Raw genomic sequence first — 13,481 nt, 5'->3', positions numbered from 1 at the left:
TCCCCCCCCCCAAAAAAAACCGCCGGCGTTGGCCGGCGGGGTCGTCGTCAGGTTCGACGCAGGGAAATCAACGCAAGGATCTGAGTAACTCCGGCAGCGCCAGGCTGAGTTGCGGGACCAGGGTCACCACCGCCAGGACCGCGAGCAGGGCCAGCAGGAACGGCCAGATCGAGCGAACGATTTTCTCCACCGGCACATTGGATATCTGACTGGCGACGAACAGGTTGACCCCCAGTGGCGGCGTCAGGAAGGCAATCTGGATGTTGGTGACCAGGATGATGCCGAAGTGCACCGGGTTGATGCCCAGGGCGGTGACCAGCGGCACCAGGATCGGCGCCAGAATGATGATCGCCGACATGGTTTCCATAAAAGTGCCGACCACGATCAGGAAAATATTGATCAGCAGCAGAATCACCAGCGGGTCGGTGGAAACACCGGCCAGGGCCGCGGAGATCTGCTGCGGGATGGTTTCCAGGGTGATCACCTTGGCGAGCAAGGCGGAGCAGGCCACCACGATCATCAGCGCGCCGGATATCCGATGGGTTTGCTCGAAGGCCTCGTGCATGGCGCGGGCATCCAGCTTGCGGTAAACGAAGCGGGCCACCACCAGGGCATAGACCACCGCCACCACCGACGCTTCCACTGGCGTGAACAGCCCGGAATAGATGCCACCGAGAATCAGCACTGGCAGAAACAGGGCGAACTTGGCTTTCCAGATCAGGCACGAGACGCTCTCGGTTTCTTCCTGCTCCGGAACCGGAGCGACCACCGCGCCGGAGCGCTTGGCCATGAAGTACGCGGTACCCACCAGCACCGAGCCCATCAGCAGGCCAGGCAACAGGCCAGCGGCGAACACATCGGCGATCGACACGTTGGCTATGATCGCGTAGATGATCATCGGGTTGCTGGGCGGGATCAGAATGCCCAGGGTGCCGCCGGTGGCGGTCACCGAGGCGGCGTAGGGCGCCGGGTAGCCGTAGCGCACCATGGAGGGGATCATGATCGAGCCGATCGCGGCCACGGTGCCCGGGCCGGAGCCGGAAATGGCGGCGAAGAACATGCACGAAAGAATCGTGACGATGCCCAGGCTGCCGGGTATGTGCCCGAACATGCGCCGGAAAATACGGATGATGTCGTGGGTCAGCCCGCCTTTTTCCATGATGTTGCCGGCCAGAATAAACGCCGGAATCGCCAGCAGCGCAAAATTGTCCACGCCGTTGAAGATGCTCTGCGCCGCGAACACCAGGTCCGCGCCCAGGAAATAGGCGGCCAGGAAACCGGTCAGGCCGAGGGCGGCGTAGATCGGCACACCCAGCAATAACAGCACCGGCAGCAGGATCGCCAACGCCAGTTGCACATTGGTCATATCAGTTCCTCCGCGGAATGCTCAGCGGCGTTGCGTCCCAGCAAACGGGACAGCGCGGAGAGCACGAAGGCGAACACCAGCACCACGAACAGGTAATTGGTGTTAAAGCCCAGCACCGGCGACACGCTCGGGTATTGTTGGCCGTCGAGAACGTTCTTGTAGCAGTAAACGATCATCAGGCAATCGAACAACACCAGCAGCGCGGTGATCATCAGTTCCACCGGCCGGGCGCCAATGCGCCGGCTCAGCCAGTCGGAAAAGACGCCGATCTTGAGGTCCGATTTCATCAGCGAGGAATAGCTGGCGCTGATGAAAACGAAGGAGATAAACGCGAAGCGGGACAGCTCTTCAGTCCAGGAAACGCCAATGCCGAAGCTTCGGCCGATCACTTGAAGAAACAGCACCAGCACCATCGATGCCAGCAGCAGATGGCACAGCGCCAATTGTGTTTTTTTCAGTATGTTCAACATAGCTTTCTCCCATCAGTGGCGCCGCTGTCAGGCGCCCTGATCCCGGGCTGGTTTGTTTTATTGTTGGCTGGCCTTGAAAGACTCAAGGATATCGGTGGCGGTCTTGGTCAGTTGCTCGCCGTCCTTGCCAATCAGGTGGTAATAGTTCGGCCAGGATGCACGGGCTTTTTCCGCCCACGGGGTTTCGTCTTCGATGTCGGTGATCTCGACGCCCGCTTCCTCGGCTTTTTCCCACCAGCGAGCTTCATCCTGGGGCTGCCACCAGCGCACGTATTCGGTGGTCTCGCGGCCGGCGCGCAAGACCACTTTCTGAAGATCTTCGTCAAGACTCTGGAACCAGCGCTCGGAGACCACGATGGGATGGGTCAGAATGGTGTAGTGCAGGCGCGTGATGCGGCTGATCACTTCATCGAACTTCATGCCGATGATATCGCTGACCGGGCTGTCACCGCCTTCCACCACGCCCTGTTGCAGGGCGCTGTACAATTCATTCCAGGCGATCGGTGCTGGCGAGGCGTTCCACGATTTGTAGGTGCCCAGCATGATGGCGTTGGGGGGAACGCGCATCTTCAGCGGCGCCAGATCGGCGGGGTTCTCAATCGCCTCGGGCGCGTTGTAGAAAAAGTGCCGCCAGCCGGTGTTTTCCCAACCAACAATGCGCACGCCCGACTCCTTGATCACCCGCGGCACCAGCGTGGGGGTGATCTTATCCAACAGGTAGTTGGATTCCTCGGTGCTCTGGGTCAGGTAGGGCAACAGCAGAACATTGAGGCTGGGCGCCACCTGGGCCATGTTGTTGGTGGCCGGGATGGTGACTTGAATCACCCCCTGGCGGGCCTGCTGCAACATTTCCTTCTCGCCGCCCAATTGCGATCCGGGGAAAATCACCGGGCGAATGCGGTTGTCCGAATAGATCGCCACCAGTTCCGCGAAGCGCTTCAGCGCCACGGTTTGCGAGCTCCACTCCATGTTCAGCGAGTGCGCCAGGCGCATGGTGATCTGGTCGTCTTTCTTGGGGACGGTTTGCCAGTCAAAGGGGTTGGGGGTGGCCGCGTTGCCGACGCTGGCGATCACAAGCACCGCCAGAGCCGGCAGTTTGATGAGTGCTTTCATGATTTTTTTCATGATTTATTATCCTGTGGTTGTTTCCGTAAGACCGGCCCGCTAGTGGTGACGGCGCCGGTCTTTGTTGATCGCTATTGGCTCACCAGGCCAGATAGGCCGATTGCTCGATGGTGTAGAAAGCCGCCACCGAGGCACCCACGGAATACGGGCCCACGCCGGAATGTTTCATACCGCCAAACGGCATGTTCACGTCGGGCACGGTGCCGTTGTTCACATGCAGCATGCCGTTACGGCTTTCGTCCAGAAAACGCTGAACCAGCGCGTGGGAATCGGAGAACAAGCTGGAGGTGAGCCCGTACTCGGTATCGTTCAACATTGATATCGCGTCATCGACGTGGTCGTAGGCCATTACCGACAGCACCGGCCCGAAGATCTCTTCCTGGCTGGCGGTGGGTGAGGCGTCGGCGTTGTCGAGAATGGTGGGCTGATAGAAATAGCCGTGCTCGCAGCCGGCGACGTTGCTCACCTTGCCGCCCGCCGCCACTTGGGCACCTTCGGCGACGGCTTTGTCGGTCATCGCTTGCACGGTCTTGAAGTGGGCCTGATTGCACAATGGGCCCATGGTCGTGGTCGGGTCCATGCCATCGCCCAGGCGTACCTGGCTGGCACGGGCCACCAGGCCCGCCACCACATCGGCGTGCAACGCGCGGTTGACGATCACGCGGCTGATGCTGGTGCAGCGCTGGCCCCCGGTTTGGAAGGCGGCGGCGAACACCTGGTCGAGACAGTGGTCCAGATCAGAGGTGTCGTTGATGATCACGCCGTTCTTGCCGCCCAGCTCCAGTTGCGCGGGAATCAGGCTGGTGGCGGCGGCCTGGTAGACTTTGCGGCCGATGCCCACCGAGCCTGTGAAACTGACGCCGTCGAAACGGCCGGACGCGGTCAGCTCGCTGGCGAAGGCACCCGGGCAGGGCATCACCTGCAGCAGACCCTCGGGGAAAAATTCGCCGGCGATCTGTTCCAGCATGAAGGCGGCGGCGGGGGTGAACTGGGAAGGTTTGAGCACCATGGCGTTGCCGAAGGCAATCGCCGGGCTGAGTTTGCGCAGCGGCGTCATCGCCGGGAAGTTCCAGGGGCAGATGGCGAAAATGGTGCCGCGCGGACGGCGCAGAATCAAATTGCGCACTTGCGGGCGCGCCGATGACACGCTCTGCATCTGCTGGCGCGCCGCCTCGCCGGCAATGAACTTGCCCTCGGCGCAGCCTTTCAGAATCTCGTTGCGGGCTTCCTTGAAGGCCTTGCCCTGTTCAAGGGTAATCGCCTCGGCGATCGCGTCGACCTGGCGCTCCACTTCGCTGAGAAATCGCACCAGGCGGTCGCCTCGCTCCACCGACGGCACCTGCGCCCATTCGCTTTGCGCCTGACGGGCTTTGCCCAGGATGGCGTCGACGCTGGCCGGGTCGGTGACGTCCGAGTAGGCGCCCACGATCTCCGCGGGTCGCGCCGGATTGCGGGTTTCGAAGGGCTGGCCCCCTTCGTGCCGGTTTCTGTAATCAAATTTCATAGCGCTTGCTCCCGAGTTGTCTCTCGTTGTTGTGTGCTTCCGCTGGCGTCAGGCCGGCCCGCCTTCGAGGATCAGGGCGGCGCCTTTTTCACCAATCATCAGCGATGGCGCGTTGGTGTTGGCGGAGGTCACCGTCGGCATCACCGAGGCGTCGACCACGCGAAGCCCCTGCACGCCGCGCACTCTGAGTTGCGGATCGACCACTGAATTCTCATCGCTGCCCATCCGGCAGGTGCCGACACAATGGAACACGGTGCCGCCTTTATGGCGGGCCGCGTCCCACAGCGCCGCGTCGGAGCTGACGTCGTCGCCGGGTTCCATCTCGCAATCCCACAGCTCACGAAACGCCGGCTGGCTGGCGATCTCGCGCAGTATCTTCACGCCTTCCACGATCACCTTGCGGTCGTAGGGGTCGGAGAAGTAGCGCGGCTCGATCAGCGGCGCCGCCATCGGGTCGGATGACGCCAGGCGCACCGTGCCCCGCGAGCGCGGGTGGCATTGCCACACCGAGGCGGTGACACCGGGGTAGGGGTGCAGCGGGGTGCCGGGCTTGTCCACCGACAGCGGCAGCACGTTGAACTGAACATCCGGGCGCTCGCCTTCGGCGTAGCGGGTGCGGGCGCTGCCACCCACCTGGCCGGCGCCCACGGTCAGCGAGCCGGAAGAGCGCAGCAGCCATTCCAGGCTCATCTGCGCCAGCTTTATCGGGTTGCGTACATCGGTGTTGAGCGACAGTTTTTTCTTCAGACGGTAGATAATGCGCACCTGGTAATGATCCTGAAGATTGGCGCCCACCTCCGGTGCATCATGAATCGGCTCGATGCCGTGCTCGCGCAGCAACGCCGCGGGGCCGATGCCGGAAAGCTGCAAAAGATGAGGCGATTGGATCGCACCGGCGCTGAGGACCACTTCCTTGTTGGCGAAGGCGGTCTTGAGCACGCCGTTTTCCCGCCACTCCACGCCGATGGCGCGCTTGCCGTCGAACAGGATGCGCGTGGCTGGCGCGTGGGTGGCGATGCTCAGGTTGGCGCGATGCTTGACCGGTTTGATAAAAGCGGTGGCCGAGCTGCACCGCCAGCGGCCTTTCAAGCTGAGCTGATAGGCGCCCACGCCACGGGTGTCGGCGCCGTTCATGTCCGGATTGATCGGCAGCCCATATTGCTCGGCGGCGCGCAGCCAGGCGTGGCAGTAAGGGTGATCGGTGCGCATGTCCGACACATGCAGGGTACCGTCGTGGCCGCGGTGGTCATCGCCCTTGCCGCTGTAGCGTTCCAGGCTGCGGAAGTAGGGCAGCACCTCGTTGTAGGACCAGCCGGTGGCGCCCTGCTTGGCCCAGCCGTCGAAATCCTCTTGCTGGCCGCGAATAAAAATCAGACCGTTGATGGAGCTGGAGCCGCCCATCACCTTGCCCCGTGGCCAGACAATCTTGCGCCCGCCGGTGCCTTCCGACGGCTCCGTTTCGAACAGCCGCGAGACCCGGGTGTTGTAGATTGAGCGGTAATAACCCACCGGGAAGTGCAACCAGAAGTTGCGGTCCCAGCCGCCGGCTTCGAGCAGTAAAACGTTGTGGTTGCTGTCCGCCGACAGGCGATTGGCGACAATGCACCCGGCGGAGCCCGCGCCCACCACGATGTAATCGTATTTTTTTTCCGACACCGTTTTACTCCTCGGTTCTCTTTTCATTGAATCCGGTCGCGATGCGCCGCGCGCAATAGCAAAGCGCCCGGCCGGCGAAAGCGCCGATCGTGGCTCAATTCCATAGCGCGGCCTTTCGCGCTTAATGTCATGAAGTCCTAATGTTAGGACATGTGTTGAAGCGGACGTTTTCATATGCTAGCGTTGATGTCAAGCGTTTCCCGGAGACGACACTGCCCTCGCGCTCAAAAGGCGCCGGGACCATTGCCATGAAAACCTCATGGCATGAACAGCAGGATCGCGAGCTGGAATCGAAAGCGAGAGAGCGGCGACCAGGGCTGGCCAGGGAGACTGATCAGGCATGGACCGCATCACCGGGGAGCGCGACGATATAACGCTATTTTCAGGGAAGCTGACGTCTGGCGCGGGCAGTGCATTGCGATGCGCGACCACGCTTCAGCCTATACGCGACCGCCTTTTCAGATGGCTCCCGGGATTTTTAAATGGCTGACCGTGGTGAACAAAAAGGGCTGCTCAACGCGAGTCCGATCCCGCTGTACCTGCAACTGGCGGACATTTTCCGCTATCGCATAGAGCGGCAAATATGGGCCGAAGGCAGCATGCTGCCTTCCATCGAGGTGCTCATGAAAGAGTTCTCGGTGTCGCGGGTCACGGTGCGCCAGGCGCTGCAATTGCTGAGCCGTTCCGGGCTGATCCAAGTGCAGCGGGGCATCGGCACCCTTGTTCTTAAAGGCACCACCCGGCACAGCCCGGTGAAGATGGAGACCACCCTGGACGCCATGGTGGAGGCCTACCGTGGCGACAAGCCGGTGGTCACCAATATCTCCGACTCCAGCGCGCCGTTGTGCCTGACCGAAAGCGATGGCATTCCCGCTCAGTCTTATCATCATTTGCGGCGCGTGCACGCCCGCGATGGCGTGAAGTATTGCGTGATCTCCATTTACCTTGAGAAAAAGCTGTTCAAGAAAGCGGAAAAACGCTTCCGCAACGAAATCATTCTTCCGGTGTTGATGTCGCAGGACATCACGGTGGCCCAGGCGAAGCAGAGCATCACCATTTCGAAAGCGGATCTGGAAGTTTCCCGCCTGCTCGACCTGCCGTTGGGTGATCCCATCGCCAACGTGCGCCGGGTGCTGGTGGACCCGGACAAAAACATCATCTATGTGGCGGAAGCCACGTACCGGGGCGACTACATACACCTTGAAATGGATTTGAAAGCATGAACGACGCAGTCGCCCTTCGTGACATCACCGCCTTTGTGTACCGCTGCCCACTGGACAGCCCGGTGCAAACCTCGTTCGGCACCATGTCCGACCGGCCGATGGTCGCCGTGCGGGTGGTGGACACGGACGGCAATCAAGGGTGGGGCGAAATCTGGTGCAATTTTCCCATGGTCGGCGCCGAACATCGGGCGCGGCTGGTGGCCAGCGTGTTCGCGCCGTTAGTGCGCGGGACCCGCTACGATTCGCCGCAACAGGCGTACGCCACCCTGGCGCGGCAAACCCGGGTGTTGTCTCTGCAGTCGGCGGAGCCAGGGCCTTTTGCCCAGTGCCTGGCCGGCATTGATCTGGCGATCTGGGATCTGTGCGCGCGCCGCGCGGGGCAGCCTTTGTGGCGTTACCTGGGCGGTCAGTCGGACCGCATTCCGGTGTACGCCAGCGGTCTCAACCCGACGCACCCGGAGCGCCTGGCCAGCGACATGCAACAACGCGGTTACACACGTTTTAAGCTGAAGGTCGGGTTCGGCATGGAACGGGATCTCGGCAATCTGGGCACCTTGCGCGACACCCTGGGCGAGAGCGCTGAACTGATGATCGACGTCAATCAAGGCTGGAGCCTGGAACAGGCGCGGGACAACCTGCCGGCGTTCGCCGGCCTGGGCCTGAAGTGGATCGAGGAACCGTTGTTGTGCACGGCGCCTTGGCAGCACTGGCGGGAAGTCAGCGAGTTGTCGGAGATACCGATTTCCGCCGGTGAAAATTTGTTGGGCGAAGAACGTTTCCAAGAGGCGATCGACAGCGGTGCGCTGTCGATTATTCAGCCCGACATCGCCAAGTGGGGCGGCATCAGCCAGTGCTTGCCGGTGGCCAAGGCGATCAACGACGCCGGGCTGCACTATTACCCGCACTACCTTGGCGGCGGGCTCGGGCTGTTGGCGTCGGGGCATCTGCTGGCCGCGGTGGGCGGTGACGGCGCGCTGGAAGTCGACGCCAACCCGAACCCGTTACGCAGTGAGTTGTGCGATTGTTTCAATCGGGTGGAGCAGGGCAGCGCTTGTCTGGGTGAAGCGCCCGGCATCGGCGATCTGGATGGGCTGGAAAACCTGAGCCAGTATCGGGTCGGCGAACATTGATGAGTCCGGTCGCCGCCCAAGGGCGGCGGCCGGAAATTATCAATCGATGTATTCGATGATCTTGACGATCTTCTGCACGCCGCTGACTTGCTGCACCTGGGCGACCACCGCGTCGGCTTCGGCGCGGGTGAGCAGGCCCATCAGGTAGACCACGCCGCTTTCCGTGACCACCTTGGTGCGCGCGCCGGGGGTGTTGCCATCAACCAGCAGCCGGCTTTTCACCTTGCTGGTCAGCCAGGCGTCGTTGGTGCGCGCCAGGAACCCGGAATTGCCGGAGACCTTGAGCTCATTGTGCACATGCCGCACATGGCGAATGCCACGGGCGATGTTGTCGGCCTGGGTGCGCAGCGAATCGCTGCTCACCTGGCCGGCCAACAGCAGGTTGCCGTTGAAGCTGACCACCACGATGTGGGCGTCGTCCAGTTCGACGCTGGCGCGGGCCAGCGCCAGCTTGGCTTTGCGCTCGATGTTGGCGTCTTCAATAAAAAAACCGAATGAGCGCGCGCCGCTGTCCTTGGCAACCGGATCGGTGGCCATGTTCTTCGACACGGTCGCGCAGCCGGGCAATAGCAGAACGCCAAGCAGGAGAATCAGCCAGGGGTGGCGCATTATCAGGGGCCTCCGAACAATTGTTGGTCAATGAAATCACACAGCGCGTGGATCACCAGCAGGTGCACCTCCTGGATGCGCGCGGTGGAGCTGGCGGGCACCCTCACTTCGATGTCGCCGGGGCCGTAAAGGTTCACCATTTCACCGCCTTCCTTGCCGGTCAGCGCGACCACTTTCATCTCCCGGTCGTGGGCGGCCTGGATCGCCTGGATCACGTTGGCGGAGTTGCCGCTGGTGGAAATCGCCAGCAGAACATCGCCGCCGTTGCCCAATGCGCGCACCTGTTTGGAAAAAATTTCGTTGTAGCTGTAATCGTTGGCGATCGAGGTGAGCGTCGAGGAGTCGGTGGTCAGCGCCACGGCGGGCAGGGCGGGGCGCTCCATCTCGAAGCGGTTGAGCAGCTCCGAGGAGAAATGCTGGGCGTCGCCGGCGGAGCCGCCGTTGCCGCAGGTGAGAATCTTGCCGCCGTTGAGCAGGCACTCGACCATCACCTGGCCGGCCGCCGCGATCGCCTCGGGCAGCACTTCGCCGGCCTTGGCCTTGGTTTCCATGCTTTCGGCGAACAACTGTCTGATGCGGTCCACACTCATTGTCTGTCTCCGTTTAATGATCGCTGGCGTAGAAAGCGTTGGGTATCCAATGGTAGCGAATTTCCTGATCGTGGTCCGGCTCCATGCCCAGCACGTCAAAGCGGCAGGGCCGGTTGGCCTGTTGCGGATGGCGGCCAAGATAATGCCGGGCGGCCTGGGTCAGGCGCCGTTGCTTACGCCGGTCCACCGAGGCCACCGCGCCACCGTAGTCATGGCGGCTGCGCCAGCGCACTTCCACGAACACCAGCGTTTCCTGGTGCTCCATGATCAGATCGATCTCGCCCAGCCGGCAGCGATAGTTGCTGCACACCGGGCGCAGGCCCTGGCGCTCCAGCCAGGCCCGGGCGTTCCGTTCCGCCCGGTCGCCGGTGTCTTTCTTACTCCAGCTCATCCGTTCCCGACGCGCCGCTGATTTGCGGCAATGGCGTCGGCTCACCGTGGCGGAATACCGCCCAGTTGGACTCGCGCACCAGCCGCGCACCGTTGAGATGCAGGTTGCCGGTGATGCCGGGTAAGCGGCTGTCGGGAAGATGGCGCAGCATCGACAGGCGTGCTTGCAACCGGTAAGCGTCCACGCCCATGGCGAACAGGCGGGTATAGCGGCCGTGGCCTTCCGGCCAGGTTTCGGCGGCGCGCTGATGCAGACGGCTGTCGGTGTAGAGCACCCAGGGCATGTCCAGGAAGCGCACACCGTCCAGGTCCTGGTCGCGGCGGGGCGCGGGGGTGCCGTCGTAAATATAGGAGGTGCTGTAAACCGGCAAATAACGGGCGTAGTGGAAGTTCAGCGCCGGTTTGATCTGGCGGCCTTCATTGGGGTTGGCGACCAGAAACACAAAGCTCATGTCCTGGCCCACGTGCGGCTCGTATTCGCCGCCACCGCCGCCATAGCCTTGCTGGCTCTGGTGGGAGCGGGCCTGGCCCATCAGCGCCTTCACCGATTCACCGATGCTGTCGTCACTGAAGGTGTTCTGCGCGGCGATCTGGCCACCGCCCTGTTGCCATTCGGTCATGAAGGCCTGGCTGATGCGCAGGCCCCACTCGGTTTCCGGATACAGCACGCCCGCGTAGCGGTGGCCTTCGCGCAGCGCCTGGCGGGCCGCCTGGCGGGCTTCGTCTTCCGGGGCCAGGCCGAACTGGAACAGCGGTGCGTTCTCGCTGTTCTGGTCCAGGTAGTTGAGCGCCAGGGTGGTCACCGGCGGCGTGCCCATGGCGGCCAGCGCGGCGACGTTGTCCTTGGCCAGCGGGCCAATCACGAACTCGGCGCCTTCGGTGACGGCCCGTTGATAGACCGCCTGCGGATCGCCGCCGCTGACATCGTAAAAGCGCAGCTCCGGTGTCGAGTTGCCGGCGTCGCGGGCGCTGTAATAACCGGTCATCAGGCCATCGCGAATCGCCTGGGCGGCGCCCGCCAGCGGGCCTGATTCGGGCAGCAGCACGGCGACGTGGCTGGGGCGCTCGCGGGCCGCGGTCTGCATGGCGTTGACCATGCCAGGAAGTTGCTCGGCGGCGGGGTGGTTGGGCCAGCGCGAACGCCAGTCCTGAAGCTGATTGATCTGGCCGTCCAGGTTGGCCTGCGGGTCCCGGTACAGTTGCGCCAGCTCCAGCCAGCCGCGCAGATCGCCGGAGGCATTGGCGCTGTTTTCTTCCAGGGTTTGCAGCGGCAGCGCCATCAGCGTTTCCCAGGTGAGCTTGCGGTTGTAGCTCTGGTCGCCGCTGCCGAGCAGCGGGTCCACCGCGACCCGCTCTTCCAGACTCGCCATCATCTGGCCATCCAGATAGAGGGCGTCGGCGCGCAGCAGATTGAGGCCGGCGCGGCGCTGGGCGTCGAAGCCGCTGGTGGTGCCGCTGTACTGATCCAGCAGGGCCAGTGCCCGGTCCGGGTGCTGGCTGGCCAGCCAGGCCTGGGCTCTCAAGCGCAGCCAATTGTAGCGCTGGGTCTGATCCAGGTTGCCGTTGCCGACCCGGTCCAGTAACTCGCCGGCGTCCTCGACACGCTCATGGGTGAGGTAATACTGGGCCCAGGCCAGCGCCGTGTCGGCGCGCGCCGCGCCGCTGAGCTGGTCGAGCTGATTGGTGGCGCTGCTGAGCTGGCTGGGAGCCTGCCGGGCGGGCACCACCTCCTTGCTGGAAGCGGTGTTTTGCTGGGCTGGCAATTGGGCACAGCCGGCGACGGCGAAAACAATGGCCAGGATGGCCAGACGAGCCTGTCGAAGTTCCATGGCGTTGGTGCAACCCTTTGCTACTGCGCGAATGAAGCGGCTATTGTAGGCGGTTTGGAACCTCCGAATCACCCCCGCCCCGGAGGCCTTTGTTCCAGTCAGCGAGGCAGTGCACGAAATGAGCGGCTCCCTGTACGTAGTCAGCACGCCGATCGGCCATCTGGACGACATCACCCGCCGCGCGTTAAGCGTGCTCGCGGAGGTCGACTGGGTGGCCGCCGAGGACACCCGGCACAGCCACAAATTGATGCAGCAACTGGGCCTGGAGCAGCGACTGATCAGCTGCCATGACCACAACGAAGAGCAGCGCAGCCCGGAGCTGGTGGCGCGTCTGGTGGCCGGTGAGAACGGCGCCTTGATCAGTGACGCCGGCACGCCGTTGGTCAGTGACCCCGGCTACCGGCTGGTGCGCGCTTGCCAGGAAGCCGGTGTGGCGGTGGTGCCGATACCGGGCGCCTCGGCCCTGCTGGCGGCGCTGGCGGTGTCCGGGCAGCCCAGTGACCGGTTTCTGTTCGAGGGTTTTTTGCCCGCCAAGGGGGCGGTGCGCGAAAAGGCGATCGAGCGGTTGGCGCGGCTGGACATCACCAGCATTATCTTCGAAGCACCGCACCGGGTGCTGACGCTGCTGGAAAGCCTGGCCGCGCACGTCGCGCCGGAGCGCGAGCTGACACTGTGCCGGGAATTGACCAAACGGTTTGAAACCGTGCGCCGCGCGCCCGTCGCCGAACTGCTGGAGTGGGTGCGCGGCGACAGCGACCAGCAACGTGGCGAACTGGTGCTGGTGCTCTCGCCGGCGGCCCGTGGCAGCGAACTCAGCGACCAGGACCAGGCTCTCGCCCGAGCCCTTCTGCAAGAACTGCCCCTCTCCCGCGCCGCCCGCATCCTCGCCGGCCATACGGGTTTGAAACGGCAGGCGTTGTATGGGTATTTGGAGGGGTTGCAGGAGTAACCAGCGCACAGGCGAAGACCTGGTGTGCTGGGCGAGCGGTGGGCTCCGTGGTGAGCAGTTGAAAGTTAAAAGTTAAAAGTTACAGACGCTCCAGACAGCATGGCGCTTGCTGAGCGGTCTCGTTTTCAACTTTTAACTTTCAACTTTTAACCGCATCCCGAAAACCACGGCCGCTCCGTCGGCATGGCCTGAACCTGTTCCCCATTCCCCCGCGCTGCTATACACTCCGCGGCGGGTCGGTCAGGCAGCCGCTGGTGGTGTGAACCACTGGAGGAAAGTCCGGGCTCCATAGGGCAGGGTGCCAGGTAACGCCTGGGGACTGCGCTGGTGACGGCGTGGTTACGGCAGTGCCACAGAAAACGTACCGCCCGGTGTTTTTCGGATCATCGGGTAAGGGTGAAAAGGTGCGGTAAGAGCGCACCGCGCCGCTGGCAACAGCGGTGGCAGGGTAAACCCCACCCGGAGCAAGACCAAATAGGAATCCATTGGCGCGGCCCGCGCTGGATTCGGGTAGGTCGCTAGAGGCTCGCGGCGACGCGGGTCCCAGATGAATGGCTGTCCACGACAGAACCCGGCTTATCGACCGACCCACTTTATTCGAGCCGCAAGCTGCAAGCCGCAAGCTGCAAGCCGCAAGCTG

12 protein-coding genes and 1 other RNA gene are annotated in these 13,481 nt (G+C 63.0%); 4 read left to right on the top strand and 9 right to left on the bottom strand.

What is annotated here, in order from left to right; genetic code table 11:
- Positions 1–67: 67 nt before the first annotated feature.
- The 5 genes from CGS25_RS02850 to CGS25_RS02830 form a co-directional block, all read right to left on the bottom strand.
- A complete protein-coding gene (locus tag CGS25_RS02850) occupies positions 68–1,366 on the bottom strand; it encodes a TRAP transporter large permease (protein WP_101674543.1) in 1,299 nt (432 codons plus the stop codon).
- Positions 1,363–1,836: a TRAP transporter small permease gene (locus CGS25_RS02845; RefSeq protein WP_089032959.1), complete on the bottom strand. Its 474-nt coding sequence runs from the start codon at positions 1,834–1,836 to the stop codon at positions 1,363–1,365. Before CGS25_RS02845 ends, CGS25_RS02850 begins: the two co-directional genes overlap by 4 nt.
- 57 nt (positions 1,837–1,893) lie before the next feature.
- Positions 1,894–2,961, bottom strand: coding sequence for a TRAP transporter substrate-binding protein (locus tag CGS25_RS02840; protein WP_232802225.1), 1,068 nt, complete (start codon positions 2,959–2,961; stop codon positions 1,894–1,896).
- 79 nt (positions 2,962–3,040) lie between these two features.
- The gene (locus tag CGS25_RS02835) at positions 3,041–4,465 is read right to left on the bottom strand and encodes an aldehyde dehydrogenase family protein (RefSeq protein ID WP_101674542.1); all 1,425 of its coding nucleotides are present in this window, start codon (positions 4,463–4,465) and stop codon (positions 3,041–3,043) included.
- 48 nt (positions 4,466–4,513) lie between these two features.
- A complete protein-coding gene (locus tag CGS25_RS02830) occupies positions 4,514–6,121 on the bottom strand; it encodes a GMC family oxidoreductase (protein ID WP_232802224.1) in 1,608 nt (535 codons plus the stop codon).
- Between the two features lie 482 nt (positions 6,122–6,603).
- Here CGS25_RS02830 and CGS25_RS02825 point away from each other — a divergent pair, with 482 nt between their 5' ends.
- Both CGS25_RS02825 and CGS25_RS02820 read left to right on the top strand, forming a co-directional pair.
- A complete protein-coding gene (locus CGS25_RS02825) occupies positions 6,604–7,344 on the top strand; it encodes a GntR family transcriptional regulator (protein ID WP_101674540.1) in 741 nt (246 codons plus the stop codon).
- Complete coding sequence (locus CGS25_RS02820) at positions 7,341–8,474, top strand: mandelate racemase/muconate lactonizing enzyme family protein (RefSeq protein WP_101674539.1); 1,134 nt, start codon at positions 7,341–7,343, stop codon at positions 8,472–8,474. Before CGS25_RS02825 ends, CGS25_RS02820 begins: the two co-directional genes overlap by 4 nt.
- A gap of 39 nt (positions 8,475–8,513) precedes the next feature.
- On the opposite strand, the gene CGS25_RS02815 is transcribed toward CGS25_RS02820, so the two are convergent.
- Genes CGS25_RS02815 through CGS25_RS02800 form a run of 4 tightly spaced genes read right to left on the bottom strand, consistent with a single transcriptional unit; the run spans position 8,514 to position 11,892 of the window.
- A complete protein-coding gene (locus CGS25_RS02815) occupies positions 8,514–9,083 on the bottom strand; it encodes a BON domain-containing protein (protein WP_089032954.1) in 570 nt (189 codons plus the stop codon).
- Positions 9,084–9,085: 2 nt separating this feature from the next.
- A complete protein-coding gene (locus tag CGS25_RS02810; protein WP_089032953.1) occupies positions 9,086–9,673 on the bottom strand; it encodes a phosphoheptose isomerase in 588 nt (195 codons plus the stop codon).
- Positions 9,674–9,686: 13 nt separating this feature from the next.
- Positions 9,687–10,064 carry a YraN family protein gene (locus CGS25_RS02805; protein WP_089032952.1) on the bottom strand — a complete coding sequence of 126 codons (378 nt, stop codon included), beginning with the start codon at positions 10,062–10,064 and terminating at the stop codon, positions 9,687–9,689.
- Complete coding sequence (locus CGS25_RS02800; RefSeq protein WP_157933778.1) at positions 10,051–11,892, bottom strand: penicillin-binding protein activator; 1,842 nt, start codon at positions 11,890–11,892, stop codon at positions 10,051–10,053. Before CGS25_RS02800 ends, CGS25_RS02805 begins: the two co-directional genes overlap by 14 nt.
- Positions 11,893–12,010: 118 nt before the next feature.
- Between CGS25_RS02800 and rsmI the strand changes: the two genes are divergently transcribed.
- A complete protein-coding gene (rsmI, locus tag CGS25_RS02795) occupies positions 12,011–12,841 on the top strand; it encodes a 16S rRNA (cytidine(1402)-2'-O)-methyltransferase (RefSeq protein ID WP_101674537.1) in 831 nt (276 codons plus the stop codon).
- A 232-nt stretch (positions 12,842–13,073) separates the two neighbouring features.
- Positions 13,074–13,436: RNase P RNA component class A (gene rnpB / locus CGS25_RS02790), an RNA gene on the top strand.
- The last annotated feature ends 45 nt before the right edge of the window (positions 13,437–13,481 follow it).

Source organism: Alloalcanivorax mobilis, from assembly GCF_002864685.1.
Classification (GTDB): Bacteria; Pseudomonadota; Gammaproteobacteria; order Pseudomonadales; family Alcanivoracaceae; genus Alloalcanivorax; species Alloalcanivorax mobilis.
Note: the sequence above shows the minus strand (reverse complement) of the source record. Positions and strands in the feature narration are given on the sequence as shown.

Bases quoted from the DNA above. Each gene is read 5' to 3' on its own strand.
- CGS25_RS02820 (WP_101674539.1), top strand. From the start codon at position 7,341: ATGAACGACGCAGTCGCCCTTCGTGACATCACCGCCTTTGTGTACCGC.
- CGS25_RS02825 (WP_101674540.1), top strand. From the start codon at position 6,604: ATGGCTGACCGTGGTGAACAAAAAGGGCTGCTCAACGCGAGTCCGATC.
- CGS25_RS02800 (WP_157933778.1), bottom strand. From the start codon at position 11,892: ATGGAACTTCGACAGGCTCGTCTGGCCATCCTGGCCATTGTTTTCGCC.
- CGS25_RS02850 (WP_101674543.1), bottom strand. From the start codon at position 1,366: ATGACCAATGTGCAACTGGCGTTGGCGATCCTGCTGCCGGTGCTGTTA.
- CGS25_RS02835 (WP_101674542.1), bottom strand. From the start codon at position 4,465: ATGAAATTTGATTACAGAAACCGGCACGAAGGGGGCCAGCCCTTCGAA.
- CGS25_RS02810 (WP_089032953.1), bottom strand. From the start codon at position 9,673: ATGAGTGTGGACCGCATCAGACAGTTGTTCGCCGAAAGCATGGAAACC.
- CGS25_RS02840 (WP_232802225.1), bottom strand. From the start codon at position 2,961: ATGAAAAAAATCATGAAAGCACTCATCAAACTGCCGGCTCTGGCGGTG.
- CGS25_RS02805 (WP_089032952.1), bottom strand. From the start codon at position 10,064: ATGAGCTGGAGTAAGAAAGACACCGGCGACCGGGCGGAACGGAACGCC.
- rsmI (WP_101674537.1), top strand. From the start codon at position 12,011: ATGAGCGGCTCCCTGTACGTAGTCAGCACGCCGATCGGCCATCTGGAC.
- CGS25_RS02845 (WP_089032959.1), bottom strand. From the start codon at position 1,836: ATGTTGAACATACTGAAAAAAACACAATTGGCGCTGTGCCATCTGCTG.
- CGS25_RS02815 (WP_089032954.1), bottom strand. From the start codon at position 9,083: ATGCGCCACCCCTGGCTGATTCTCCTGCTTGGCGTTCTGCTATTGCCC.